Origin of the sequence: Faecalibacterium sp. (assembly GCF_052358865.1) — a bacterium.
Taxonomy (GTDB): domain Bacteria; phylum Bacillota; class Clostridia; order Oscillospirales; family Ruminococcaceae; genus Faecalibacterium; species Faecalibacterium butyricigenerans.
This window is the reverse complement of the sequence record NZ_DAWCVJ010000006.1, coordinates 24089-50815: the sequence shown is the minus strand read 5'-3', so window position 1 is coordinate 50815 and position 26727 is coordinate 24089. Positions and strand designations below refer to the sequence as shown.

At 60.3% G+C, this 26727-nt stretch carries 23 protein-coding genes and 3 tRNA genes; 12 read left to right on the top strand and 14 right to left on the bottom strand.

Annotated elements, in window-relative coordinates; translation table 11 throughout:
• Positions 1 to 195: 195 nt before the first annotated feature.
• The 6 genes from ACT8X9_RS02285 to gltX all read right to left on the bottom strand — a co-directional run bounded on the left by ACT8X9_RS02285 (position 196) and on the right by gltX (position 6527).
• A complete protein-coding gene (locus tag ACT8X9_RS02285) occupies positions 196 to 927 on the bottom strand; it encodes a DUF4830 domain-containing protein (RefSeq protein ID WP_444267985.1) in 732 nt (243 codons plus the stop codon).
• Positions 928 to 1037: 110 nt separating this feature from the next.
• Positions 1038 to 1202, bottom strand: a complete 165-nt coding sequence (locus ACT8X9_RS02280; protein ID WP_444267984.1) for a hypothetical protein — start codon at positions 1200 to 1202, stop codon at positions 1038 to 1040.
• A 15-nt stretch (positions 1203 to 1217) separates the two neighbouring features.
• Positions 1218 to 2162 carry a pectinesterase family protein gene (locus ACT8X9_RS02275; protein WP_227620131.1) on the bottom strand — a complete coding sequence of 315 codons (945 nt, stop codon included), beginning with the start codon at positions 2160 to 2162 and terminating at the stop codon, positions 1218 to 1220.
• A gap of 66 nt (positions 2163 to 2228) precedes the next feature.
• Positions 2229 to 4517: a SpoIIE family protein phosphatase gene (locus tag ACT8X9_RS02270; protein WP_444267983.1), complete on the bottom strand. Its 2289-nt coding sequence runs from the start codon at positions 4515 to 4517 to the stop codon at positions 2229 to 2231.
• A gap of 233 nt (positions 4518 to 4750) precedes the next feature.
• On the bottom strand, positions 4751 to 5023 hold the full coding sequence (locus tag ACT8X9_RS02265) for a hypothetical protein (protein ID WP_227620130.1): 273 nt from the start codon (positions 5021 to 5023) through the stop codon (positions 4751 to 4753).
• Between the two features lie 34 nt (positions 5024 to 5057).
• On the bottom strand, positions 5058 to 6527 hold the full coding sequence (gltX, locus tag ACT8X9_RS02260) for a glutamate--tRNA ligase (RefSeq protein WP_444267982.1): 1470 nt from the start codon (positions 6525 to 6527) through the stop codon (positions 5058 to 5060).
• A 329-nt stretch (positions 6528 to 6856) separates the two neighbouring features.
• Between gltX and ACT8X9_RS02255 the strand changes: the two genes are divergently transcribed.
• Together ACT8X9_RS02255 and ACT8X9_RS02250 are read left to right on the top strand one after the other, a co-directional pair.
• Positions 6857 to 7108, top strand: a complete 252-nt coding sequence (locus tag ACT8X9_RS02255) for an AbrB/MazE/SpoVT family DNA-binding domain-containing protein (protein WP_227620128.1) — start codon at positions 6857 to 6859, stop codon at positions 7106 to 7108.
• Positions 7109 to 7129: 21 nt separating this feature from the next.
• A complete protein-coding gene (locus ACT8X9_RS02250) occupies positions 7130 to 8056 on the top strand; it encodes an alpha/beta fold hydrolase (protein WP_444267981.1) in 927 nt (308 codons plus the stop codon).
• Between the two features lie 116 nt (positions 8057 to 8172).
• Here the strand turns inward: ACT8X9_RS02250 and ACT8X9_RS02245 are convergent, their stop codons facing one another.
• The 6 genes from ACT8X9_RS02245 to ACT8X9_RS02220 all read right to left on the bottom strand — a co-directional run bounded on the left by ACT8X9_RS02245 (position 8173) and on the right by ACT8X9_RS02220 (position 13637).
• Entirely contained in the window at positions 8173 to 9660 is a 1488-nt protein-coding gene (locus ACT8X9_RS02245) for a lipopolysaccharide biosynthesis protein (protein WP_444267980.1), read from the bottom strand.
• Between the two features lie 139 nt (positions 9661 to 9799).
• Positions 9800 to 10348: a M48 family metallopeptidase gene (locus tag ACT8X9_RS02240; RefSeq protein ID WP_249233733.1), complete on the bottom strand. Its 549-nt coding sequence runs from the start codon at positions 10346 to 10348 to the stop codon at positions 9800 to 9802.
• The gene (locus ACT8X9_RS02235; RefSeq protein ID WP_444267979.1) at positions 10330 to 11253 is read right to left on the bottom strand and encodes a DMT family transporter; all 924 of its coding nucleotides are present in this window, start codon (positions 11251 to 11253) and stop codon (positions 10330 to 10332) included. Before ACT8X9_RS02235 ends, ACT8X9_RS02240 begins: the two co-directional genes overlap by 19 nt.
• Positions 11250 to 11783 (bottom strand): hypothetical protein, encoded by a 534-nt coding sequence (locus ACT8X9_RS02230; protein WP_444267978.1) that lies wholly within the window; start codon positions 11781 to 11783, stop codon positions 11250 to 11252. Before ACT8X9_RS02230 ends, ACT8X9_RS02235 begins: the two co-directional genes overlap by 4 nt.
• A 94-nt stretch (positions 11784 to 11877) precedes the next feature.
• Positions 11878 to 13146, bottom strand: coding sequence for a glycoside hydrolase family 10 protein (locus ACT8X9_RS02225; protein ID WP_444267977.1), 1269 nt, complete (start codon positions 13144 to 13146; stop codon positions 11878 to 11880).
• Entirely contained in the window at positions 13143 to 13637 is a 495-nt protein-coding gene (locus tag ACT8X9_RS02220; RefSeq protein ID WP_444267976.1) for a conjugal transfer protein TraD, read from the bottom strand. Before ACT8X9_RS02220 ends, ACT8X9_RS02225 begins: the two co-directional genes overlap by 4 nt.
• 134 nt (positions 13638 to 13771) lie before the next feature.
• Between ACT8X9_RS02220 and ACT8X9_RS02215 the strand changes: the two genes are divergently transcribed.
• The 9 genes from ACT8X9_RS02215 to ACT8X9_RS02175 all read left to right on the top strand — a co-directional run bounded on the left by ACT8X9_RS02215 (position 13772) and on the right by ACT8X9_RS02175 (position 25506).
• Positions 13772 to 14191, top strand: coding sequence for a hypothetical protein (locus ACT8X9_RS02215; protein WP_444267975.1), 420 nt, complete (start codon positions 13772 to 13774; stop codon positions 14189 to 14191).
• A gap of 81 nt (positions 14192 to 14272) precedes the next feature.
• Positions 14273 to 14349: transfer RNA gene (locus ACT8X9_RS02210), tRNA-Ile, on the top strand.
• 147 nt (positions 14350 to 14496) lie between these two features.
• A complete protein-coding gene (locus tag ACT8X9_RS02205) occupies positions 14497 to 14943 on the top strand; it encodes a DUF6978 family protein (protein WP_444267974.1) in 447 nt (148 codons plus the stop codon).
• A 17-nt stretch (positions 14944 to 14960) separates the two neighbouring features.
• Entirely contained in the window at positions 14961 to 15722 is a 762-nt protein-coding gene (locus tag ACT8X9_RS02200; protein ID WP_444267973.1) for a DUF1829 domain-containing protein, read from the top strand.
• A 232-nt stretch (positions 15723 to 15954) separates the two neighbouring features.
• On the top strand, positions 15955 to 17739 hold the full coding sequence (locus ACT8X9_RS02195) for an extracellular solute-binding protein (protein ID WP_444267972.1): 1785 nt from the start codon (positions 15955 to 15957) through the stop codon (positions 17737 to 17739).
• 25 nt (positions 17740 to 17764) lie between these two features.
• Positions 17765 to 20056, top strand: a complete 2292-nt coding sequence (locus tag ACT8X9_RS02190; RefSeq protein ID WP_444267971.1) for a hybrid sensor histidine kinase/response regulator — start codon at positions 17765 to 17767, stop codon at positions 20054 to 20056.
• A 356-nt stretch (positions 20057 to 20412) separates the two neighbouring features.
• Positions 20413 to 22116: a diguanylate cyclase domain-containing protein gene (locus ACT8X9_RS02185; protein ID WP_444267970.1), complete on the top strand. Its 1704-nt coding sequence runs from the start codon at positions 20413 to 20415 to the stop codon at positions 22114 to 22116.
• Positions 22113 to 22940: a substrate-binding periplasmic protein gene (locus ACT8X9_RS02180; protein WP_444267969.1), complete on the top strand. Its 828-nt coding sequence runs from the start codon at positions 22113 to 22115 to the stop codon at positions 22938 to 22940. Before ACT8X9_RS02185 ends, ACT8X9_RS02180 begins: the two co-directional genes overlap by 4 nt.
• Complete coding sequence (locus tag ACT8X9_RS02175; protein ID WP_444267968.1) at positions 22930 to 25506, top strand: response regulator; 2577 nt, start codon at positions 22930 to 22932, stop codon at positions 25504 to 25506. The genes ACT8X9_RS02180 and ACT8X9_RS02175 overlap by 11 nt, the downstream gene beginning before the upstream one ends.
• A gap of 108 nt (positions 25507 to 25614) precedes the next feature.
• On the opposite strand, the gene ACT8X9_RS02170 is transcribed toward ACT8X9_RS02175, so the two are convergent.
• Positions 25615 to 25708, bottom strand: a tRNA-Ser gene (locus tag ACT8X9_RS02170).
• Between the two features lie 32 nt (positions 25709 to 25740).
• Positions 25741 to 25828, bottom strand: a tRNA-Ser gene (locus tag ACT8X9_RS02165).
• A 221-nt stretch (positions 25829 to 26049) separates the two neighbouring features.
• Between ACT8X9_RS02165 and ACT8X9_RS02160 the strand changes: the two genes are divergently transcribed.
• Positions 26050 to 26682, top strand: coding sequence for a LexA family protein (locus ACT8X9_RS02160; RefSeq protein WP_227620115.1), 633 nt, complete (start codon positions 26050 to 26052; stop codon positions 26680 to 26682).
• The last annotated feature ends 45 nt before the right edge of the window (positions 26683 to 26727 follow it).

Sequence of the window (26727 nt, the reverse complement as noted above, 5' to 3'; positions counted from 1 at the left end):
TCGGGACACAGCACTCGAACCTTCTGGCTGCTGGATGTCTATCTCTATTATAAACCTTAGTCGTTCTTTTTTCACCCTTCCATATTGCCGATTTTTTATCAAAAATTTTAGTAACATTGAACAGAATATTTTTCCAGAAATACCACTATTGCACATCTTTTCTGCTTCACCGCACTTTTTCGTGCAAAATGACACCTATTCGACGGGGTAGCCCTCGGCGTCCAGCGGCAGGTCGGTATACTGCACGGGCTGGCTCTGTGCATTTTCCGGCTCTCCGGAGGTCTGTTGCGCCTGTTCACTGGTCAGCTCTTCGTCGTGGCGCTCGCCCCAGTCCCCGCTGAAATCCTCGCCCGAGGTCTGCCGGGCCTGTTCGTCGGTCAGCTCCTCATCGTGCCGCTCTCCCCAGTCGCCGCTGAAGTCCTCGCCGGACACCTGCTCGGCCTCCTGCAATGCCATGGCGGTCTGGGCGTCCTTCAGGCCCGTGACGACGCCGGAGGGCTTTTCCAGCAGATACGCCCCGACGGCCTTCTTCCGGTAGACCAGCAGCACGCCGTAGCTGCTCACGTCGCCCCGGCTGGCGGCGGGGATGAGCGCCGTCCACTTTTCCACCGTCTTGCCCTTGTAGCGGGTGAGGTCCATCCCGCTCTGCTGCACCACCCCATTGAAGGCCGAGAAGCTGTCGTCCCACTTCCGGGGGATCTTGACCTTGTCGGCGGTGATGGACGCCCCATCTACGTCCAGCCCGTAGCCCGTGAACCACGTCTGGATGTCCTGTGCACTTTCGATCTTATTGTTCGCCGCCGCGACGGCCACCGTGCGGGTGCTGATGTAACGCCCCAGCATGGCGCTGAACACCACCAGCGCACAGCACAGTGCCCCAACGCCCACCTTCTTGACGCTTGCCTTACTCAGTGTGACCACAAACATACCCATGCCTCCCACCCATTCAGTTTTGTCCGTACAGCATACGCAAAGCGGGGCAGGATTATGCAAAAAACGGGGCCGCTTTGCAGCAGTCCCGTTTCAAGGTTCAGGATTCAGTTTCCGGCGGCGGGCGTCGTGCGGTAGATGCCGAGGCTGTTGTCCGGCATCGGCATCTTCACCCGGGAGGCCCGGTCGTTCACGGCCACCATCAGGGCGGCCATCCCGGCCAGCACCGCAGCGATGATGAGCCATTTTACAAAGTCAGGCAGTTTTTTCATCGGTCACATTCTCCGTCATGCCGGGCGGCAGAGGGCGCGGGCGCGGGCCAGCAGCGCCGCCGCCTCCGGCCCGGAGAGGGCACGCACCCACGCCGGACGCTCTGCCGCGCCCGGGCCAGCGCTGTCGGCCTCGGCGAAGGTGGCGAGACCGGTGTCCGTGCGGTCGTTCCACGCGATGAAGCCTTCCGGGGCGATGTGGGCACCGAGGCGGCAGTCCAGCACCGCCGTCTTCCCCTCGGGACGCCACGGACGGCCCAGATAGACGCTGCCCGCCGGGCAGTCGGAGACGAAATCGCAGTTCCAGAACACGAAGCCCAGCCCGTCGGCTTTGCCCGACGGGGCGGTGACATAGCTGTGGGGGATGTGGTTATCCACGGTGCGGAGGGTGCAGTTCTCGAACAGCGCATCTCCGCCGCCGAAGATGAAATCGATGTCCCCCGCGATCTCGCATTCGGTATAGTACTGGGCCGTCGGGCGGCGGGGCGCAAGGCCCCTCGGACCGAGGAAGCCGTCCTTCTCCCGCTCCTTTTCGGGCAGCGGGGCGCAGAAGAGGGTATCCTGATTGCCCAGCAGCTTCACCCGCCGGAACACCGCCCGAGCGCTGTCCACATAGGCCGCGACGGCCTGCCCGGCCTGTGCGCCCGGCCCTGCGTCATTCTCGATGGTCATGTCCTCCACGCAGAGCGTCCCGCCGCTGAAAAAGGCGGTGTAGCTGCGGAAGGTGTGGGTAGGACGGCCGTCCTTGTGGGGCAGCTTTCCGCCGTCGCCCCACACGAGCCGTGTCCGGTCTGCGCCCGCCCCCCGCAGGGTGATGCAGCGCTTCTCGCAGATCAGCTTTTCCCGGTAAAGTCCGGGGCCGACCTGCACCAACGCTTCCTCCTCATAAGGTACGGCCAGCACCGCCTCCGCGATGGATGCGAAGTCGCCGCTGCCGTCCTGTGCAACTGTGATCGTCAGCATGATAATCTCTCCTATGGTCAGTTGGGATACTTTTCAGTATACCCCTTTGCCGCCCAAAAAGCAATCTCAACTGTTCTCGAGCCGGAGCACCGCAGCGGTGATGTCGTCGGGCCTGCCCCGCTGGACAGCACGGGCACGGGCCGCCTCCACCAGCTTTTTCGCCAGCAGGTCAGGGGCTTCGGCCTTGGCAGCGGAAAGCTCCAGTTGCTGGAGCACCCAGCCCGGGCCGTCTGCCAGCAGACCGTCCGACACCAGCACCACATAGTCCCCCGCTGTCAGATGCACCACCCGGCTCTGGCCGCTGACGCCCCCGAGGATGCCCATGGGCAGGCTGGCTTCGCCCACGGCCCGGGCCTTGCCCCCATGGACGAGGAAGCCCGGGGCCGCGCCGGCCTTGAAGAGCCGTGCCGTGCCGGTGTAGAGGTCCACGCTGACGAGGTCAAGGGTCGCGCCGCTCTCCTCGTCGCTCTTGAGGGCCAGCGCCACATTCACCAGCCTCGCCGCAAGCTCGGCGGTAAAGCCCGCTTTCAGCAGCCGGGCCGTCAGCTCTGCGGCCAGATTGCCGTCCACTGCCGCAGGGCGTCCCGTCCCCATGCCGTCGCAGAGGATCATCTGCGCGGCCGCCGCGCTGCAGAACTGCTGCACTGCGTCGCCGGATATTTCGCCCCGTGCCGCTGCGCCCGCCGTCCCGAACACGGCCCGCAGCAGCGGCTTTTCCGCAAAGAGCAGGGTGGTCATCCCCTTGCAGGAGAGCACCTGCGGCGGCTCAAGGCTGCGGCGGCAGATGCGCCCCACCTCCCCGGCCAGCGCGGCCAGCTCCTTTTCGCTGAAGCGGGTGCGGGGCAGCGTCACCGCCGCCCGGGTGCGGCCCAGATCATCCAGCGTGACGGCGCATTCCAGCGGCGGCGTGCCCAGCTGGGCAAACAGCGCCGCCACCCGGCCCGATTTATACGGCTCGGGGCTTCCGGGACGGCCCAGCTGCTCGCTGAGGACGCCCAGCGCATCGGCCACCGCGCTGTACTGCTCGGTGAGGGCCGTCCGCATGGCCTCGGAGTGGACGCGGGCCTCTCGGCGGCTGCGGTAGAGGGCAAAGGCCCTGTCTCCCGCCGCGCAGAGCGCCGCCGGGTGGATGCACCGGGCCAGCTGTCCGGGCAGAAGCATGGTCTCCAGATGGCCCCGCTCTTCCAGAATGGGGCGCAGGGCCTCCATCCCTTCCAGCGTGGCGGCGTGCTCCTGCTTCCAGCAGACCTCCCGCCGCCCGCAGTTGGCGCAGAGGCTGTCGTGGATGTTGTCGATGACCCAGCGGAAATCCTCGCACCGGCGCGGAAAAGCGTCGTATACCTCGTTCACCGTCTCCGCCAGCGAGGAGAGGCTTTCGGCCACCGCTTCCAGCCGGGTCGCAGCGGCGGAGAGGCGGGGCCGCTCGTCCCCGGGCGGGTCATCGTCCTTGGCGGCAGGGGCAAGCCAGCCCGCAGGCAGCAGGGCGCAAAGCCCCGCGCCTGCCCCGGCGCTGAGCAGGAAGCCGAATGCCCCGGCCAGCGGCTGGACGCAGAGCACCCCCGCCACACAGCCGCCTCCGTAGGCCGCAAGCCCCTCGATGCGCCTTGCCGGGGCAAGCACCGCCGCAGCGGCACACCCGCAGGCCAGCCCGGCGGCGGCAGGGGCAAGAGAAGGGTCGGCGGAAGCCAGCGCCGCCCCCGTCACCCCGCTGAGGGCCAGTGCCGCCAGCGGCAGACCCTTGCAGCAGAGGGCCAGCTCTGCCGCCGCACAGACCAGCACCCCGGGCAGGAGAAGCCCGAATCTCACCCCTCCCCATGCGGCTGCCACGGCGGCCGCCAGCAGCAGGCTGCCCATCCCCGGCTTTTCGGGCGGGAAGCGGCGGAGGCCCAGCCCCAGCGCCGCCGCCAGCAGGGCGTCCCCGCCGCAGAGCAGCAGGAGCTGAACGCCGTTCTCCTCCCCCGCCGCGAAGCAGACGGCGCTCCCCGCCAGCGTGCCGCAGCCTGCCAGCACCGCCGGGCCGAACCGGCCCGGCCAGAGCCACCGCGCAGCCACTGCCGCGCCCAGCCCGCAGAGCAGGCAGATGCTCTCCACCGTCAGCGCACCGAAGCTCCGCGCCAGCAGCCCCAGCGCTGCCCCGGCAGCCCCCACGGCAAAGCAGTCCTCCCCAAAGCCCAGCGTCAGCCCCAGCCCGAAGGGCATCAGCGCCCCGTACAGCACAGCCCAGCCTCCGGCCAGCCCCAGCAGAAATGCACACCCCTGCCGCAGGGCGGGCCGCACCGCCGCCCGCGCCCGGAGCGCGCCGCCCACCGGCTTTCTGCCCGTAGAGGTCTGGATGGTCCGAAAAGACACCTGCATAGAAAAATCCCCGCTTTCCGGCGGGGATCTTCTGCAATATCACGTTGTACTGTTCTGTTTCCCGCGCCTGTTGCATATACTCTAGCCCAGACGCGGCGCGGTTTTTGGCGGGGTGATGGGATGGGATAAAATCTCAGCAGAAATAGTGTGCTTCGCCAAAAAAGCTCGTCCATTTTGCGACGACCTCGGCGCTTCGTGCTTCGATAATGGCCATGATGTTGCGCAGGACACTCTTAAAAACCTGCGGCATTTTCGACGCCTCCCTCTTTGGAGAACTGCAAGATCAGATGCGCTGTGGACTCCACAAGCTCCTGATACCGGGCGATCTCCGCCGGGGTAAAGCCGTTGATGTCCTCCCACTTATAATCGGGGAGATAACACACCGCAGAATGGAAGCAATCCTTCGCATCCGGCTTCTCGAAATAAACCTTGACGCGATGGTCCGGGAGCATTTCTGAATGGACGACCTCAGTGTTATCGTCCAGCGTCATGAACGGATACATCATACAGACTGCCTCCTTACGTTTTTATAAGGTCTTTTTACCCATTCAGCTTCCCGATGGCGGCCTTCACCCGCTCGAGGGTCTTTTCGCGGCCCATCATGCAGGCGAGGTCGGTGCCGCCGCCGGGGGTGCGCTGCTTGCCCGAGAGGGCGATGCCCAGCGGGTAGAGCAGCCAGCCGTTCTTCTTGCCCAGCTCTTCGGCCTTGGCCTTGCAGGCATCAAAGACGGTGTCACGGTCGCCAAAGTCCAGCGCCTCGTCGCTCAGGACGGGCAGCAGGGCCTCCAGCGCCTCCTTGGCGGACTCGGGGGTGGTCTTCTGCTTCTTGTTGGTGTAGAGGCTCACGTCATACTCGGGCATGACGTCGAAGAAGTCCAGCTGCTCGGGGATCTCGCCCAGCACCTCGCAGCGGGGCTGAAGGTTTGCGCAGAGCAGTTTCTTGTCGATGGGGGTGTGGACGGCGCTGTCGATCCACGGCTCGGCCTTGGCAAGGAACTCCTCGGGAGACAGGCGGCGGATATACTCTGCATTGATGGCCCGCAGCTTGAGAGGGTCGAAGATGGCAGGCGACTTGGAGATACCGTCCGGCGTCCAGATCTTGACCAGATCTGCCAGCGAGAAGATCTCCTGCTCGGCATACTCCCCCTTGGGGCTCCAGCCCAGCAGGCAGATGTAATTCAGGATGGCCTCGGTCAGGTAGCCCTTGGCCACGAGGTCCTGATAGCTGGCATCGCCGTTGCGCTTGGAGAGCTTGTTCTGGGCGTCCTTCATGACCGGCGGGCAGTGGATGTAGTTCGGGATGTTCCAGCCGAACGCCTGATACAGCAGGTTGTACTTCGGGGTGGAGGACAGGTATTCGCTGCCGCGGATGACGTGGGTGATGCCCATGAGGTGGTCGTCCACCACATTGGCAAAGTTGTAGGTGGGCATCCCGTCGGTCTTGATGAGGATCTGGTCGTCCATCTCGCTGTTGTTGACCTCGATGTGGCCGTAGACCATATCGTCGAAGCCGGTCACGCCCTCACGGGGGATCTTCTGGCGGATGACGTACGGCTCACCGGCGGCGAGGCGCTTTTCCACCTCTTCCTTCGGCAGGTCGCGGCAGCAGCCGTCGTAGTGGGTCATCTCGCCGTGGGCGCGCTGCTCGGCGTGGAGGGCCTCCAGACGCTCCTCGGTGCAGAAGCAGTAGTAGGCCTTGCCCTCTGCCACCAGCTGTTCGGCGTACTGCTTGAACATCCCCATCCGCTCGCTCTGGACGTAGGGGCCGACGGGGCCGCCCACATCGGGGCCTTCGTCCCACAGCAGGCCGGTCTCCCGCAGGGTGTTGTAGATGACGTCCACAGCGCCCTCGACGTAGCGGCCCTGATCGGTGTCCTCGATGCGGAGGATGAAGGTGCCGCCGTCGTGCTTGGCCATCAGGTAGGTGTACAGCGCGGTGCGCAGGTTGCCAACATGCATATAACCCGTGGGCGAGGGGGCAAATCGGGTGCGGATCTTCGGATTTGGCATAATGATTTCTCCTTTTTATCTATCATAGGCAAATGAATTGCAATTATCTCTGCCTAAGTTTACCCTCTCCGGCCCTGTTTGTCAACGGAGACAGCAAAGAGGGGCGTCCCCGGAAGCGCCTGACCCTGATTTTGCGGTTTCTTTGAGAAGTTTTTGTCGAAACTCCACGTTTCGATTGACGAACGGCTCAACTTTTTGTATACTGAGTAGGAAAGAAGTTGACAGTTTTTTCCTGTTTTTCCTGCGCAGGAACATTTTTTGCGTCGCATCGTCGCAATCAGTGCCATATCTGCCATTCTTCCGGACACACTACCAAAGGAGAAATGAATATGAAAACAACTGGCATCGTTCGTGGCATCGACTCTCTGGGGCGCATCGTCCTTCCCAAGGAACTGCGCACCAATATGCACATCGACAAGGACTCGAAACTCGAGATCTTCGTGGAGGGCGATCAGATCATCCTCAAAAAGCACCGTCCCGCCGGCAGCTGCGACTTCTGCGGCGAGCTGGTGGCCGGCATGGCCCAGTATGAGGGCTACTGCATCTGCCCCGCCTGCCGGGCCAAGATCGCCGCGCTGTAAGCGGAAACGGAGAATCCTCACATGAGTCAGATGACCGACTTCACCCTCCCCTCCTGCGTGCCGGGCCGGACGCTCCACGCATTCCGCTGTGTGCCGGAGGGCAGGGTGCGGGCCGTCCTGCAGCTATCCCACGGCATGGTGGAGTTCATCGACCGGTACAAGCCGCTGGCCGAGCATCTGGCCGGGCAGGGCATCCTCGTCACCGGCCACGACCATCTGGGCCACGGCGGTTCCATCCGCACGAAGGACGACTACGGCTTCTTCGCCCAGCCGGACGGCAACCGTGCCGTCCTCAACGACCTCCACGCCCTGACCGTCCTGACCAAGCAGCTCTACCCCGGCGTCCCCTATTTTCTTCTGGGGCACAGCATGGGGTCGTTCTACGCCCGCCAGTACCTCTGCGAGTGGGGCGGCGAGCTGGACGGAGCCATCCTCATGGGCACCGGCTTCCAGCCCAAAGCTCTGGTCGCCGCAGCGAAAGCCCTCTGCCGGGTGCTGGCCGTCTTTTTCGGCTGGGAACACCGCAGCCGGCTCGTGGCCAGCCTTTCCTTCCTCGGCTACAACAAGGGCCTTGAGGGGCGCACGCCCCACGACTGGCTCAACCGCGACGCAGCCGAGGTGGACAAGTACCGTGCCGACGAGCGCTGTATGTTCACCTTCACCCTGAACGCCTACTACAGTATGTTCACCGGCATCCTGCGGCTGTACGACCCCGCCGTTCTGGCCGGAATGCCCAAGGAGCTGCCCCTGCTCTTCCTCGCCGGTGACGCCGACCCTGTAGGCGAGCGCACCGCCGGAGTCCGGCGGGCCATCCAGAGCCTCCGGGACATCGGCGTCCGGAACATCGAGGCGAAGTTCTATCCCGGTGCCCGCCACGAGCTGCTGATGGAGACGAACAAAGCCGAGGTCTTTGCGGACATCGCCGGCTGGCTCGAAAAACAACTGTGACCCGGCAGCGGCTCTAGCTTTTATCACATTTTTTCGATTTTTTGACTTGAGACAAACCAAACGCCCCCTCATCGCGGTATCGATGAGAGGGCGTTTTTTTCCTGTCCGGGAAGCGTTTATTTCTTCGTCATCCAGCCGTCCACGACAGCCACAAGGGCCTTGCCCCGGCGGCCCAGAAGCTTCGGCAGCAGGATGCGGGCCATGCCCCAGACGCCGGAGAAGTTGTACAGGATGATGAGGGCCGTGATGATGCCCGTCCAGAGGCCGTACAGGGGCGTCTCTGCCAGCAGCACGAAAGCCTCGAACACCAGCGCGGCGGCGTTGACGAGGACACGGCCCGGATGGACGCGCATCCCGATCATGCCGTGGGCGTCGATGGCGCGGAGGGTGAACACCAGACCGAGGCCGAGGAAGGACGCATAGGTCGCGCCCACAGGGCCCCACCACTTGATGAAGAAGTAGTTCATGATGCAGTTGCTCACGGCACCCGCCATCATCGTGACCATGCTCCGCTGGGACTTCTTATTCACGACGTAGACGCTGTTCATGAACTGGTTGAAGCAGCTGCAGGTGGAGGCCATCACGAGGAAGGGCACGAAGTGCCACGCATAGTAATAGTTGGCCTTCATGATGTGCATGACCGGGCGGCAGAGCCAGATGATGCCCGCCGCGCAGCAGAACAGCACGCTGGAATAGGTGCGGAAGATCTGGGTGAAGAACTTGGCTCTTCCCTCCTCCTCCGTCACCGCCGACAGCTGCCATGCATCGTAGAAGATGAGGCCCAGCGTGGTGAGGATGGTGGGCAGAAAGTAGCCGGTGGAGAGCAGGCCGCTCCATGCATCGCCGCTGTGGCCGTCGAGGCCGTCGCACATCTCGCGCACGAAGAACAGGTCTGAGGCGTTGATGATCCAGAAGCTGATCTGGGCCGGGATCATGGGCAGCGAGAAGCGGAGCATCTGCTTCCAGAGGGTCTTGTTGAGGCCCTTCAGCTCGATAAAGTTCCAGAGCTTTCCGGTCAGCATCAGGAAGAGCACGCTGACGAAGTCGCCGCTGATGATGGCCAGCAGGTAGCCGTTCGCGCCCCAGCGGAAGCCCACCAGATAGAGCACATAGAAGGCCATGGTCGCCACCGTGCAGAGCACGCCGTCCACAGCCACCAGCTTGTTCCACTGGCGGCTGCGCACGAACTGGGTGCAGAGGGTACGCAGACAGCTCATGAGGACGTAGATATAGATGAGCAGGCCGTACTGGGCCATGTCGGGCAGGAACTGCGCCACTGGCCAGCAGAGCACGAGGATGCCGAAGCCCCCGAGGATGGTGAGCAGGCCGTTGGTGAACACCTGCTTTTCACTGTTGCCCTTGTCGAGGCCGAAGCGGATGATGGCGTTGGACATTCCCATCGACACGAAGGGGATGAGCAGGTTGGCATACTGGCTCAGGATCTTGGACAGGCCGAGGTCAGAGATCTCGGCCATCGCATAGGTCAGAAACGGCTGGACGATGAGCGTCAGCAGCTTGGACGAAAAGCTGCTGATGGCAAAGATGATGGTGTTTCCGGCGAGCTTCGAATATTTATCGCCGCCGGCCTTTTTTTCGTTTTCCAATGACGTATTCCTCTTATTTTCCAGTGGCTTGCCCTCTCAGTCAGACCCTTCCGGGTCTGCCAGCTCCCCCAGAGGGGGAGCCTTTCTGCCTCTCCCCTTGGGAGAGATGTCCCCGAAGGTAACAGAGCGGGCTAGGCCGTTATCTTTTCAACAAATCTCGCCGGGCCTTCCAGTCCGGCATCAGCTTGGCCACCTCGGCCCAGAACGCCGGGCTGTGGTTCGGCTGCAAAAAGTGGCAGTACTCATGTACTACCACATAGATCTGCGCCGCCTCGGGCATATTGTAAAGCTGGAGCGCAAAGGTGATCTGGCGCTTGGCCATATGGCAGACGCCCCAGCAGCTGGTCATGCTGCGCACCTTGATGGCGGGCTTCTGCCCGTTCAGGACCCCGGCAAAGGCCGGGTAGACCTTATCGCTCATGGCCGTGAAGTGGGCCAGCGCGACATCCCTGTCGGGCAGCGACGCCTGCCGCTTCTCGCGGGCGGCCTGCCGGGCCTGTGCCGCCCGTATCCAGTCCATCTGGCCGATGATATAGTGATCCGCCGCCTCCGGCGATATGCGCAGAGGGGAGCTGAGGGCCACAGAACCGTCCCGCCGGACATGAAGGTTGAAGTATTTGACCTTCTTCCGCGTCAGCTCGTAGGGGATGCCCCCGGCCACCCGCAGCGTCACGCGCCCTTTTTGCATCCGCGCAGCTCCTCAAGCGGCAGCTGGGACAGCACGACGGCGGCAAAGATGAGGGCGCAGCCCGCACTCTCCCGCAGCGAAAGGCTCTGGTTCAGCAGCAGCCAGCCGCCCAAAGCGCTGAACACGCTTTCCAGACACATGATAAGGCTGGCGATGGCGGGGTTCAGGTTTTTCTGTCCCAAGATCTGGAGCGTATAGCCCGCACCGCTGGACAGCACGCCGCAATAGGCGATGGGCAGGAGATTGGCACCAAATTCCGCCAGCGTCGGCGTCTCAAAGAGAAGCGCCGCCGCCGTGCTCTCCACTGCGACTACGATAAACTGCAAGAGGCTCAGCCTCACGCCGTCCACCAGCGGCGAAAAGTGGTCGATGGACATGATCTGGAAGCTGAACAGCACCGCGCAGGAGAACAGGATCCAGTCGCTGGTCTCGACGCCGCCGAAGCCGTTCTTCATGCAGAGCAGGTAAAGGCCCACCACGGCGATGACCATGCTGGCCCAGAGCTGGGCGCTGCCCTTCCGGCCCAGAAACAGGCCGAACACCGGCACCAGCACGACGTACATGGCCGTCAGGAAGCCCGCCTTGGCCGTGGAGGGGTTGATGGTGATGCCGATCTGCTGGGCCGCAGAGGCTGCGAACAGAAGGGTGCCGCAGACGAGGCCCGCCGTCAGCAGAGTCATCCGCTCCGCTCTTTCCTTGGGCCAGCCGTAGGCCGCGCCCTGCTTTTTGCGCAGGGCATCAAAGGTGGCCATGGTCGGGAGCAGCACGAGGACAGCCAGCCAGCTCCGCCCCGCGAGGAAGGAATAGGCCCCCATGCCGGAGCCTGCGCTCTGGGCCACGAACGCCGTGCCCCAGATGAAGGCGCAGAGCATCAGCATGAGCGAATTTTTCGTCTGTGTCTTCATGCCGCGATGCCCTCCACCTTGAGTCCGCCGTAGAGGTAGTAGCGGCTGGAATCGTAGGAGATAGTCAGCCGGTAGCTGGCCGCCGGGTCCAGCCCGGAGATGACGCAGCGGTAGTTCTGGCCGTCGGTCTTGAAGTAATAGGTGCTGTCGTTGACGTACTGTGCGCCGCCGGCCACCTTCTGCCAGACGGATATTTTATACCGCCGGGTGCCCTCGGCGGTGCCATAGCCGGTGATGGTCAGGCTGCCGCCCGGGACGGTGAAATAGTCGGTCTGGCGGCTCCAGATGCCGTTGAACACAAGATTCAGGCTGCCGTTCACCGCCGCCGAGGCGTATTTGGCCGAGCCGTCGGCGATGCCCTCGAGGGTGAGCGGGTCGCTGGTCAGCTCGGCCCAGCGGGTGCTGTCCTCCTCCTGCACCTCCGTGGCGGCGCTGTTCTTCAGGTCCAGCACGGTCTTTCCCGCATACGCCGCCAGCAGCAATACCACCACCGCCAGAACGAGCAGTACGATTCGCTTTGTCTTTTTCATGACTTTTTATCCTCAAAACATTGTTTTTGCACGATTGCTCACGATTGCTCACGATTGCTATAGTATACCGCATTTTTATTTTCCATACAAGGCCTTAGCCCACAGTCAGCGCGGCCAGCGCCGCCCGTTCGGCGGCGGCAGGCTCCGGCTGGGCAGGCCGGAAGAGCGAATCGTACCGGTAGAGCGCCCATCCCCCCGCACCGAGACGGCGCAGGTCATCCACCTGCCGGGCAAGGGCGCTTCCGGTGCACCACTGGCTCAGGCTGTCCTCGTTGGCCCCGCCGTCGCCGCTGCCCACACGGTAGGCCCCCAGCCCGAAATAGAGGGCCGTGGACGCCGCCCGGGGCATGGCCAGCCACTCGGGCACGATGTTCTCGAAGGCGAAGCGGGTGCTGCCGGACCGGAGGGTGTAACCATAGCCCCAATAGACCTGCGGGCAGAGGTAGTCCACCACGGCATCCTCCCCCTCTGCCGTCAGCCATGCCCGGACGTCGCTGTATTGCTCCGAGAGATCGTTGTCCGGGTTGCCCTGCGGGCTGACCCCGAAGCGGAGGGTGGCATCGGCGGCTTTCACGGCGTCGTGGGCCGCCTTGACCAGCGCCGTGACATTCTGCCGCCGCCATTCGTCCAGCTTTCCCGCGCCGCTGGAGGCGAACTGGGCCGCGTCCAGCGCCGGGTCGGTGGTGGGATAGAAATAGTCGTCGAAGTGGATGCCGTCCACGGCATAGTTCTGCACCAGCTCGGCCACGCCCTGCACCACATAGTCCGCCGCCTCGGGGAGGGCCGGGTTCAGGTACAGCCCCTCGCCCACAGCGCAGACCCACTCGGGGTGGGTGTTGGCGAGGTTGCTTTCGGCCAGCACGGCGGGCATCTTCGCCGAGGAGCGGAGACGGTAGGGGTTGACCCACGCTTCCAGCGAAAGCCCCCGGCTGTGGGCCTCGGTGATGAGGACGTCCAGCGGGTCGAAGCCGGGGTCTTTCCCCTGCTCCCCGGTGCAGACATGGCTCCACGGGAAGAGTCTGCTGCGGTAGAGGGCATCCCCGAAGGGCCGCACCTGCACGATGACGGTGTTCAGCCCGATGGACAGGCAGTTGTCCATCAGGGCCGCTGCCCCGGCCCGGAAGGCTTCTTCCGAGGAGAAGTCCATCCCGGCCCATTCCAGATAGCTCACCCAGACAGCCCGCCACTCCCCGGCGGGCAGAGCGGCGTTCGGCTCTGCCTCCGGGGCAGGCACCGACAGGGCCGAAACAGTCTGCCCCCGGCGCAGCATCAGCCCCGCACCGGCCAGCGCGGCGCAGCCTGCCCCCGCCAGAAAGGCCCGCCGCCCGAAGCGGCTGCGGCGCTTTCTCCGCCGCTGCGTCATGCGTCCTCCTGCATCTTGTAGAGGCTCAGTGCTGCCCAGCCCCGGGCGCAGGCCAGCAGCACCCAAAGCAGATTCGTCCAGAAGCCCAGCGCGGCCATGCCGCCGTACTTCGCCATCAGCAGGAAGAGCAGGTGGAGGGCCTCCGCCGCACCCACCAGCTGGAGCTGACGCTGGACGGCCATCCCCCGCTTGTACTCGGTGCTCAGCAGCAGCGGCCACGCCAGCGCCGAGCAGAGGTAGCCTGCCCAGCCGTTGACCATGTAGCTGACCATCAGCAGAACGAACACGCCCGTGAAGTTCCGCTTCTCCCAGCCCGCCGAGCCTTTCTCGGCGGCGAGGAAGAGGGCCGAGATGCCCGCCATTGCAAATGCGACCTGCTCGATGAGTCCGAAGCTGTTCCCGCTCAGGACGGCAAAGCCGTTGAGCATGGAGGCTGCGGCCGAGGCCAGCAGCAGGAAATACCATGTCTTGCGCGTGAATCTGAGTTTCATATCGTCCCTCCCGCCCGCAGAAAGGGCGCAGGCTCCCCATCAGTTTTTGGAATTTTTCAAATATTATAACACAATTTGGGGCGGGTTGTGTTACAATAAGGAAAACATGATTCAAATTCCATCGGAGGACATCCATGAACGCTGTTTTTTCCATCCTGCTTCTGGCCGCCATCCTCGGCTTCATCGTATTCCTGCTGGCGAAGCAGGACAAAGGCCGCCGCAGCCAGTACGGCCCCAGCGGCCTTTCCGAGTTCCGCACCGACCTGCCGCTGGACGACTGCTTCGACCGGCTCGACCAGCACAGCCCCGATGACCTTTTCGCCTACGAGTGCCGCCGGGAGAACGACGGCGGCTTCGCCCTTCACCTGACCCTCCACCAGCCCACCCAGCAGCCGCTGGACACCCTCTACACCCTCCGGCTGGACCCGGGCCGTCAGACCGTCGTGACCCTCATCTTCATCCGGGAGGCCTTCGGCTACAAGGAACCGCTGTTCCAGCCCGAGATGCTCGATGAGTTCATGCTGGGCAAGCTCGACGCCCGCCGCACGAAATAAATTCGCCCGGAGGGCTTTGCATTTCCGGATTTTTTTGGTATACTTATAGTCAGTCCACACGCGGCAGCGCGCCGCGTTCGCGGGCCAGTAGCTCAGCTGGTCAGAGCTGGCGGCTCATAACCGCTTGGTCGCGGGTTCAAGTCCTGCCTGGCCCACCAAAACAAGAAAAGTCCGAACCTGCTTCTGATTGAAGATGGGTTTGGACTTTTTGTTTTCTTTGGATGAAAGCAGAACGAACGCTGAGTCGCTTATTGAAAATCGTGTTAAAGAATGGTACAATCCGTTATAGAGAGGAGGCAAGTTCAATGGGACAAGGAACTATAACAGATGCCGAAGCCAGAAGGATGCTTGAGATGCTCAAAAGTCTTTTTGAAGACGAATTGAACTTTCCTTCACCCGGAAAGAAGTTAGAATTTGAAGCTGTCGGCGAAAACAAGCGGGATATGTTTGTTATATCCATCTTCCGTGGAAAGATTCAATCGGCAAAAGTTAATATAGGAGCCAGAGTAAAGGTCAATGGTGTGATGCTTTTGGAGCTTCACATGAATCCTACAAACGTACATCAAAATCCCGATGGCCGGAAAATTATAGGAAGCCACTGGCATATATATACGGAAGAGTATGGCCGTTCCATGGCCTATGAGGCCGAAGATATAAAGTCAGATAATTTTGTTGAGAGCACCTTGGCATTTTTGAAACGTTTTAACGTTGTCAAAATGCCAACAATAAGTTATCAGCTGGAGTTGTGTTAAAGAAAGGAGGAATAATCTTGGATATTCAAAAATTGATCAACGATTATACGCAATGGTTAAAAAGTGAAATTACATTTTCAAAGATTGGCGAGTATTACGAGATTACTACTCCGTATTTAGATAATGCAAATGATTATTTGCAAATTTACGTTCGTCAAGATGGAAATGACATTCTCTTTTCGGACGATTCGGCAACGATCAGTAATTTGAAAGCTACGGGTTTTCAATTTACACCCAATCGAAAAAAACATCTTCAGCGCATTTTAGCACAATTCGGCGTTAATTGCGAAGGAGATGAGTTGACCGCAAAAGCTCCTATTCAGGAATTTGCAAAGAAAAAGCACCTGTTTATTCAGGCAATTTTGAGAGTAGATGACATGTTTGCGCTCTCAAAATCGAAAACAGCGTCATTGTTTACCGATGATATTCAGCAGTTCTTTGATTCGAGAGATATATTTTATTCGGACAATGTTCAATTTACTGGAACATCAGGTTTTACTCATAGCTATGATTTTCTGTTCCAAAGAACTAAGACACAGCCCGAGCGTCTCTGTCAGGCAGTGAATAACCCAAGTAAATCCAGCGTCGGCAATATTTTATTTGCATGGAACGACACAAAGCTTGTCCGAAAAAACAACAGTCAACTAATTGTGATTCTGAATGATCAAAATAATATCTCCCGTGGAATTGAGGACGCCTTCACAAACTATGATGTGAAGGTCGTTCCTTGGAGCCAGCGCAATGCCTCTGAAAATCTTGCATTGTTCGCTGCCGGCTAAACTATTATATGGCAGGAAGTTTCTGGCAATGGAAGCATCCTGCCTGGCCCACCACAAAGCACGAAGGTTTCGGCCTTCGTGCTTTTCTTTTTGCCCCTCCGGGCTGCTGACGCAAAAGGAGGGCGGAGAGGGCCAAAAGAGGCCGCGCGCGCGTCTTTTTTGGGCAAAAACGCTTGAAACACCTCTATTATAATGATAAACTTAAAAATATTGGAAATGTGAGGAGCATCCTATGATGAACAAAATCTCTCGCCGCTCTTTTTTGCAGGCCGCCGGCGTCGTGGCTGCTGCGGCAGCGCTGACCGCCTGCGGCGGCGGCAAGGCTGAAAGTCAGACAGAGGATGTGCGCGAAGCCGTCACCTTTATGGCACCTTATCTGGAGGTAGAAGCCTTTATTGAGCAGGTGCACAGCGTTTATCCGGAGGTGAACATCGAGGTCGTGCCGTACAGCGGCGATAACACCACCACCTGTTTGCAGAATATGTTTGCGGCGGGCGACCTGCCGGATATTTGCACTCTTTCGGTCTATAATCCCATGACCGACCTTGTGTCCAACAAGCTGCTGGACCTTTCCGGCTATGATTTTACCGACAACTATGTGGAGTCCCGCTTGCAGGATGTATTCGACGGCGGTGCCATCTATCTGCTGCCCTCGGCTTACAACTGCTATGGCATCACCTATAATAAGACCCTGCTGCGGGAACACGGCTGGGAACTGCCCAATTCTTTCGCTGATCTGGAAGAACTGGCTGCAAAGGCAAAGGAAGCCGGGGTCGATCTCTGTCTGCCGCAGATCCAGTACCCGGGCTACGGTTTCCAGTATCTGTGCAACATTGCAGATGCCGATTTCCTTGGCACACTGGACGGCAGACTGTGGCAGAAGGATTATCTGTCCGGCGCAGCAAACGTCAGCAGCACCCCCGGCATGATGCAGGCGATGGCCTATGTCCAGAAGTGGAAGGACATCGGGATGCTGAACGACTCCGGCGATGCCCTTGACGACAATGTGACCCGGCAGAGGATGACCGAGGGCAACACCCTGTTTTTGTTGGGCGGCACCAATGGCATCGTGGAGGCAGACGGCAACGCCGATAAATTCGGGTTGATGCCCTATCTCTCGGAGGACGGCACCCAGAATGTTTTTGTTCTGAAGGTGAACCGTTTCTACGGCCTGAGCAAAAAGCTGGAGCAGAGCCCTCAGAAGCTGGAGGATGCGCTCAAGGTGATGCGCGTGCTTTCCACCGTTGCGGGCACCAGCGCCCTGCTTGCCGCAAGCACACTGAAAAGCAGCCTGCTGCCCTTCAAGGATGCAAAGGCAGACGACACCTACTACGCCGATGTTGCCGAAGCCATGAATGCAGGCAACACTGCGCCCTTTATCTACTCCGGCTGGGAAAACACCATCGTGACCACCGGCCTTAAAATGCTGGACTTCATCAAGGGCAATGCTACCATGGAGGATGTGATCCGTCAGCTGGACGAGGATCAGGACAGTGTGGTGAACAACACCCCGGATGTCATCACTACCGTTACGGAGGAACTTTCGCAGGAGGACTGCGCCATGCTGGTGGGGCGCTGCTTTGCACAGGCCACCGGCAGCGACCTTGCGCTGGTCTCGCTGAGCACATGGATCCCCGGCAACCCCACCGATCAGAACCACCACGGCGTCGCTGCCAAGCTGTACGCCAAGGGCATTACGGATTACGACCTTTCGGTCATCCTGCCCACCGGCTGGAACCGCACCATCCAGACCGTCACCCTGACCGGCCAGCAGATCAACGACCTGCTGGCGGAGGGCTATGATGCCTACGGCAACGGCAAGGGCTACCCCTATGTGCTGGTAAGCCCGGTGCAGCCGGATGCGGGCAAGACTTATCAGGTGGCTATCTGCGGTGTGAGCGACCGGCTGGCGGCAGAAGCCGAGGTCGTGGACAGCGGCGTGGTGGGCATGGATGCCGCCAAGGCTTTCTTTGGCGGATACACCTCCATCAGCCGGGCAGATACCGCATGGAGCTGAACAGAACGGACAGGAGATACTGGATGTGAACAAGAAGAACTATCGGCAGCTGCTCTGGGGCATCGGCGTTATCATCCTTGCGGTCATTCTGACCCTTTTTATCGTGAGCCAGACCTACATCCAGAACCTTGTCTACCATGAGCGGCTGAGCCAGATGGAGGAAGTCACCCACCAGATGTTCCGCAGTCTGGAGGATGTGATCGACACCCACTGGAGCGATGTGGATGTACAGTGCAATTATCTGGCCTATATGCCCATGGAGACGACCGATGATCTGTTTTCTTATCTGGAAAAGCTGTCTGAACTTTCCAATTACAAGGAAAAGCAGATCGAGCTTATTGCCGTGGACTCTGCCGGACATTATTATACCGAGCATGGCCGCATGGGGCTGCTGCGGGGAATGACCTATCTGGAAAGCGCGCCGCAGCGGGTCAGCTACGTTTCCAACTCGCTGACCGTGGACGACTCCCGGATGGTGTTCCTGAAACAGCTCCCCACCCCCATCACACTGCAAAGCGGAGAGAAAGAGATCACCCTGCGCTACTTTGGCATCTCCCAGTGCATGACCCAGCTGAACGATTATTTCCGCTGCGACGCCTACGAAAATAACAACAGCGTCTATGTGCTGGACAACAACGGCTTCAAGCTGTTCAACGCCAATGACACCGAACTGCTGAAGGGGCACAACGTATACACCGTGCTTTCCCAGATGGCCTATCTGCACGGTTCTTCCTTTGCGGAGGCAAAGGAGCGGCTTGCCCGCACCGGCTCCTGCTATTCCAACGCCGTGCTGGACGGAACCGAGTATTTCTACGCCCTGAAGCAGATGGAAAACGCCCAGTGGACGCTGGCGTTCCTTGTTCCGGCAGAATATGTGGCCGTGAATACGCAGAAGCTGGTCAACATCGTCATGGTCATCATCATCGTCATTGCGCTGGCGTTCTCGGTCGTAACAGTTTTCGTTGGCTGGTTCATCCTGCGGGAAAAGCAGCGGCAGGAGCTGCAGGCGGAAAAAGAAGCGAACCTCCGTCTGGAACAATACAACATCCAGCTGACGCAGGCAAACGACGAGATGCAGCGGGCACAGGCCATCGCCGCCGAGGCACTGCAGTCCGCAGAGCGTGCCAGCAAGGCCAAGACCGACTTCCTCTCCAATATGTCCCACGACATCCGCACCCCCATGAACGCCATCGTCGGTCTGACCGCTCTGATGGAGAACGAGCTGGACGAGCCAGAAAAGCTGGCAGATCACCTCGGCAAGCTGAAAAGCTCCGGGCAGCTGCTGCTGGGCATCATCAACAATATTCTGGACATGAGCCGCATCGAGAGCGGCAAGACCACCCTGACCATCGAGCCGATGGACCTTTCCCATCAGCTCGACCAGCTCAACACGATGATTTTCTCACAGGCGAACGTGAAGAAGCAGACCTTCACCGTCTCCACCCACATCCAGCACAAAAACCTGCTGGCAGACCCCACCCGGCTGAATCAGGTGCTGATGAACATCCTCTCCAACGCGGTCAAGTATACGCCCCAAGGCGGACACATCCGGTTCGAGGCCGAGGAGCTGCCCCGGAACGACCACTACGCCAAATACCGGTTCATCGTGCAGGATGACGGCATCGGCATGAGCGCAGCCTACCAGAAGACCCTCTTCGACCCCTTTACCCGGGAGGAGAAATCCGGCACCAACAAGGTGCAGGGCACGGGCCTCGGCATGGCCATCACCAAGAGCATCGTAGACCTGATGGGCGGCACCATCCGGGTGGAGAGCGCCACCGGCAAGGGCACCCGCTTTGAGGTCGTGCTGGAATTTCCCATCGACGCCGAGGCGGACAAGGTGCAGACGGCGCCGGCCCTCCCGGAGGAGGCCGAGGCCGTCTCGCCCCTGTCCGGGATGAACTTCCTCTGCGCCGAGGACAACGCCATCAACGCCGAAATTCTGGAGCTGCTGCTGGAGACCAAGGGTGCGCGCTGCACCATCTGCTCCAACGGTCAGGAGATCGTGGACGCTTTCGCCAGTGTCAAGCCCGGCGAGTACGACATGATCCTGATGGACGTGCAGATGCCCGTCATGGATGGCCTCGAAGCCACCCGGCGCATCCGCAGCGGCGAAAATCCGCTGGGACGCACCATCCCCATCCTCGCCATGACCGCCAACGCATTCCTTGAGGATATGCAGAAGAGCCGGGACGCCGGGATGGACGAGCATCTCTCAAAGCCCGTAGACATCAACGCACTGGAGCAGACGGTAAAGCGCTTCCGCGTTACCCCCCCCCCGAAAATAAATAGTGGAATCGCACGGTTTCGCAGATGACCGACACTCACGACCTAGCAGGGCCGCCCATTTGCGGCCCAGCTCTTTTTTTGTGAGAGAGCAATCATGATGAATCAAAGTATTGGATGGTATTGCGTATGGAACAACAGCCAAATAAAATCAAGCCTATGCTGCTATCGGCACTTGCCCAATTGAGCACCTGCCTGATCGTCTGGAATTTTCATATTCCAAATCCAAATATCCTGCTTTTTGTTGTTCTTTCTGCTGTGCTCGTGAAATACGGCTATGCAGCAGGAATCGTAAGCGGCCTCATTGCATTCCTATACTCCGCGTTTTTCTTTTCTACCGACCACAGCTTTTTTCTTTACACCTCTTTGAACCTTCAAAAGCTCATCGTGATCGGCCTTGGTATCGCTGCGAACATTCTGCTGATCGGTCGCCTGCAATGGCAGTTCGAGCGCTCCAGCATGGAAAAGATGCAGGCCGAAGCCGAGGAAATGCTTCAAGAAACAACAGAGAGCTACCGTGCAAAACTTTACTACGATGTCTTGACTGGCGCATACAACCGCCGCTACTATGAGGATATCGCATCCCGTATCGTCGGCCCCGCAGGCATCGCGCTGATGGATGTGGACGATTTCAAAATCTGCAACGATACCTATGGGCATTACGCCGGTGATATGGCGCTGAAAGCGGCAGCCGCCGCCATCCGCTCCTGCATCCGGGATTCCGACCTGCTCATCCGCTACGGCGGGGACGAGTTCCTGCTGGTGCTGCCCGGCATTCCGAGCGACATCCTGCAAGCCAAGCTGGAGCAGATCAGAGCCGCCGTGCAGCAGGCTACTGTACCCGGTTATTCGCATTTTCGTCTCTCACTGAGCATCGGCGGAACGATGCAGGCCATCACCGACCCGATGGAGAATGCGGTTCGCCGGGCAGACCGGCTGATGTATCAGGCAAAGTGCCGCAAGAATGCCGTCACGGTGGAACTCCCCGAAAACGCGCTGACCGCGCAGGAAGAACTGGTGGAGGAGAAGCCGCAGATTCTTCTTGTGGATGACTCTGAAATGAACCGCCTCATCCTAGCCGAAATCCTGCAAGGCGACTATCGTATTCTGGAAGCAAAAGATGGCCGGGAATGTATGGATGCCTTGCAGGCCGAAGCCGGGAATCTTGCGCTGGTGCTGCTGGACATCAACATGCCGGTCATGGATGGCTTCGAGGTGCTCAAGGCCATGAACGCCAACCACACCATCGAGGACATCCCGGTCATCATGATCTCCAGTGATGACTCTAACGCTGTAATTCGGAAGTCCTATGAACTAGGCGCGAGTGATTATGTCAATCGACCTTTCGATGCACGCATCGTGTACCGCCGCGCGACCAACACCATCAAGCTGTATGCCAAGCAGCGGCGGCTGGTGAAGATGGTGTCCGACCAGATCCGCGCCCGCGAAAATAATACGGATACGCTGGTGGGTGTGCTGAGCCATATCGTAGAGTTCCGCAACGGCGAAAGCGGTGCTCATGTGCGGCATATCCGTATCATCACAGAAATGCTGCTCCACCGTCTATTGGAGATCAGCAGCAACTACTCGATTTCTGCAGAACAGCAGGATCTGATTCCGCTGGCCTCTACCCTGCACGACATCGGCAAGATCGGCATCGACGAAAAGATCCTCAACAAGCCCGGCAGGCTGACCCCGGAGGAATTTGAGGTCATCAAGACCCACAGTATGCTGGGCGCGGAGATACTGCAAAAGCTGGAAAATTTCGGCGAGGAGCCGCTGCTGCAGACCGCCTACGAGATCGCCCGCTGGCACCACGAGCGCTGGGATGGCCGGGGCTATCCGGATGGGCTGAAGGGCGACGACATCCCCATCAGCGCACAGCTGGTCGCGCTGGCCGACGTGTACGACGCCCTGACCAGCGAGCGCTGCTATAAAAAGGCTTTCTCCCACGAGAAAGCGGTGCAGATGATCCAGAACGGCGAATGCGGCGCGTTCAACCCGCTGCTGCTGCAATGCCTGACGGACACACAGGACGAACTGAACGAAAAACTGCATCCGCAGATGCAGGAAAAACAGGAGAAGGAATGAAACACAGAATCTCACGCCGTGCCTTTCTGCGCGGGTGCGGGCTGCTGGCGGCCTCTGCGGCCGCCGGGGGCCTGACCTCCTGCGGAGAGACGAAAGCGAAGGACGGCGGCCTCCCCCAGATCGTTGTGGGAAGCGACACCTATCCTCCCTATATTTATCTGAACAACGACGGCGTTCCCGCCGGGATCGATGTAGAGATCGCCACCGAAGCGTTCCGCCGCATGGGGTATTCCACCCGGTTCGAGCCGATCGACTGGGAGCAGAAGACCACCCTCGTGGAGAGCGGTGCCATCGACTGCATCTGGGGCTGCTTTTCCATGGAGGGGCGCGAAGCGCTCTACCACTGGGCCGGGCCTTACATGGTGAGCCGTCAGGTGGTCGCCGTGAATGACGACAGCGGCATCCAGTCCCTCAGCGACCTTGCCGGAAAGAGCATCGCCGTCCAGAGCACCGGCAAGCCGGAGGAGCTTTTTCTCAGCGGCTCCGACCCCCGCCTCCCGCAGGGGGTCGATGTGTTCAGCATCGAAGACCGCAGCATCCAGTATGCGCTGCTGGGCTGCGGCTACGTGGACGCCATCGCCTCCCATGAGACGACCATCCTGCAATATATGAAGGACAACTCCGTGGCGTTCCGCATCCTGTCCGAGCCGCTGCTCGTCACCGGGCTGGGCGTGGCCTTTGCAGCGAACGACAGCCGGGGGCTGGACAGCCAGCTGAACGATACCTTTGCGCAGCTGCGCGAAGACGGCACGCTGGAGCAGATCGTCGGCAAATATCTCGAAAACCCTTCGCAGTATCTGGAGGTGGACACCATTGGAACATAAAAATAAGCCCGCTCCGGCTGCGCGGATCTGGGCGCTCTATCTGATCGTCGGCGTGCTCTTCATGGCAGGCGTCGTCTTTTTCTCGAACTGGAAAGCGCTGTGCACAACGGAAGAGCGCTTTTGCCAGATCCTCAATTTTGTCAAATCGCAGTCCACCCGCTACGAAAAATACAACGATACCGTTGCCGCGAAGACCCTTCGCCGCACGGCGGTCTCGGTGCAGGAGCTGGCCGATGACCCCGCGCTGGACTTCTCCGACCCGCAGTGCCTGAAAAAGGAAGCCGAACGGCTCTGGCTCACCGGCATCTCCGTCCTTGACCCGGAGGGCACGCTCCTCTGCGAGTATACCGCGAACGGGGTCGGCTATGCCCGGTTTGGCGACCAGCTCAGGACCGATGCCGCTCTGGACGTCTTCCGCTACCCGCAGAAGACCTATATGAAGCGCGTCCTGCTGGAAGACGGGTCTGTCGTAGATGTGACGGCACACCGGGCAGGCAGCGGCGCGGCCATCCTGCTCACCTATCGGTACACCCCGGCGGCGCTTGTCGAAGGGACGGCGCTGTCGGTCCAGAGCATTCTGGATGGCTACCCGGAAGAGACCAGCGGCACCCTGTTCATCGTGCAGAACAATCAGGTCATCGCCTCCAACCGCCCGGAGCTGATCGGGCAGGACACCACGGACAGCCCGACGGTACAGGAGATCCGCAAAGTCGGGGTCGCGGAGATGCTGACCCACACCCGCGGCTGGGACGGCTCCGGCTCCTATTTCGGGATGTACAGCCACGGGCGTACCTTTGACCTCTATGCGTATACAGATGGCAGAACGATCTTCCGTGCGTCCGTCTCCACCATCCTGATGGCACTGGCCGGTTATATCCTGCTCGTGGTCGTCCTTCAAACGCTGCGCAGGCGCTCGGCACAGGAGATGGAGCAGCAGAAAAAGGAACAGGAGAAGAAGTATCAGACCCAGCTGGAGGAGCAGAACCGCAAGCTGGAGATCGCGCTCCAGCACGAGGGGGCGGCAAACCGCGCCAAGCGGGAGTTCCTGTTCAACATGAGCCACGACATCCGCACCCCGATGAACGCCATCATCGGCTTCACCTCTCTGGCTGCGACCCACATCGACAACCGGGAGCAGGTGTTGGACTACCTGAAAAAGATCTCCACTTCCAGCCAGCACCTCCTCTCCCTCATCAACGATGTGCTGGATATGAGCCGCATCGAGAGCGGAAAAGTAAAGCTCGAGGAGCGCGCGGTGCATCTGCCGGATCTCGTCCACGATGTGCGCTCCATCATCCAGCCCAATGTCTCGGCCAAGCGGCTGTCGCTCTTCATCGACACCATGGATGTGGAGAACGAGGACATCATCACCGACCCGCTGCGGCTGAATCAGGTGTTGCTGAACATTCTGTCCAACGCCATCAAGTTCACCCCCACCGGCGGCATGATCAGCCTCCGCATCGCCCAGAAGAACGATGCGCCCACCGGGCGTGCCCGCTATGAGTTCCGCATCAAGGACAATGGCATCGGCATGAGCGCGGAGTTCCAGAAACACATCTTTGAGGAGTTCAGCCGGGAGGAAAGCTCCACCGTCAGCGGCATTCAGGGCACCGGCCTCGGAATGTCCATCACCAAGAACATCGTGGACCTGATGGGCGGCACCATCGCCATCGAGAGCGAGCCGGGCAAGGGCAGCGAGTTCATCGTGGACCTCTGCTTTGCACGCTGTGAGCAGAAGGTGGAGCAGCGGCAGCTCCCGCAGCTGGAAGGGCTGCGCGCACTGGTGGCGGACGACGACACCGACACCTGCCTGAGCGTCAGCACCATGCTGTCCAAGATCGGGATGCGGCCGGAGTGGACGATCTCCGGCAAGGAGGCGGTGATCCGCACCAAGTACGCGGTGGAGCGGGGCGATGAATTTAGCGTCTACATCATCGACTGGCTCATCCCCGATATGAACGGCATCGAGATCGTGCGTCAGATCCGCAAGATCATCGGGCACAACTGCCCCATCATCATCCTGACCGCCTACGATTGGGCCGACATCGAGGAAGAAGCCCGCGCTGCTGGAGTGACTGCCTTCTGCGAGAAGCCGCTGTTCCTTTCCGAGCTGCGCAAGATCCTGTCTGAGCCGTTCTCTGCCGAGGTGTCTCCCCGCCTGCCGGAACCGAAGGCTTCCGCCTTTCAGGGGAAAAAGCTCCTGCTGGTGGAGGACAACGAGCTGAACCGCGAGATCGCAATGGAGTTTCTGACGGAAGCGGGCTTTGTGGTGGATTCTGCCGAGGACGGCGCGATCGCCGTCCAGAAGATGGAGCAGGCTGCGCCCGGCCAGTATGACCTGATCCTGATGGACATCCAGATGCCCAACATGGACGGCTACGAGGCGACGCGGCGGATCCGCGCCCTTCCGGACGCGAAAAAGGCCGGCATCCCCATCTTTGCCATGACGGCGAACGCCTTTGAGGAAGACCGCCAGAACGCGCTGAAGGCCGGCATGAACGGCCACATCGCAAAGCCGCTGGACGTCCCCCGCCTGCTGAGCATCCTTGCCGATGCACTGAAATGACCCTGCGCTCCGGGGCGCAAAAGCAGCCCTCCGCGCTCCGAAGCGCTGCTAAAACCGCATAAAAATGGAAAAAGCCCGATGGTTTCAATGAACCATCGAGCTTTTTCTTGGCGGAGTAGGAGGGATTTGAACCCTCGCGCCGTTGTTTAGACGACCTACGCCCTTAGCAGGGGCGCCTCTTCGGCCTCTTGAGTACTACTCCAGAGCAAAGTGTGTTACACTTATTCAAAAAAATGGCGGAGAGAGTGGGATTCGAACCCACGGTACGTTGCCGTACGGCAGTTTTCAAGACTGCTTCCTTAAACCACTCGGACATCTCTCCTCGTGGGCACTCGCACACGCCGTACCGAATGCCTATTTAATTTACCAGATTTTCGCCGTTCTGTCAAGCCTTAATTTCAACTTTTTCAGACATTCCCGCAGACCCCCGCCCATCGACAACCTTTTTTTGGCGAAGCCCTCATTTTTCTCTTTACAAAAACATCTTTTCGTTGTACAATAGAGATGCAAGATTTTAACCTCGGAGTAAAGGAGTGTACGACCATGTCGTTTTCAGAGCTTTTGAAGCAGTGCCGCAAGCAGAAGGGGATCAGTCAGGCGGAGCTGGCATCCAAACTGGGAGTGACCCAGCAGGCCGTCGGCAAGTGGGAAAGCGGCAAATCCTCCCCCGACCCCGCCACGGTGGCCCGCATCGCCGAGATCCTGAGCACCACGGCAGACTTCCTGCTGGGGCTTTACCGCCCGGTGTCCAACGCAGCCACCCCCGAGGAGCGCTTTTTCGGCAACTACGCCGAGAGCCTCATCCCGGTCATCGGCACCGTGAAGGCCGGATACGGCGCGCTGGCCTTTGAGGAGGATTACGGGCAGGAGTATGCCCGCGTCAAGGACCCCTCCAACTATTTCTACCTCGTCGTCCGGGGCGACAGCATGGAGCCGCGCATTCAGGACGGCGACCTCGCCCTCGTCCACAAGCAGGACACGCTGGAAAACGGCGATCTGGGCGTGCTGGTCTACGGCGACGAGGGCGAAGGCACCCTCAAGCGGTATATCCAGCGGGGCAACTGCGTCGTGCTGCAGCCCTTCAACCCCGCCTACAACGAGCTGGTCATCAAGGGCGATGACCTGAACCGCCTGCACATCGCAGGCCGTGTGGTCGAGACGAAGGCCAAGTGGTGAGCCTCGCCCCTCTCCCCGGGCATTTCCGTGGGGGCAAGGGGGTCG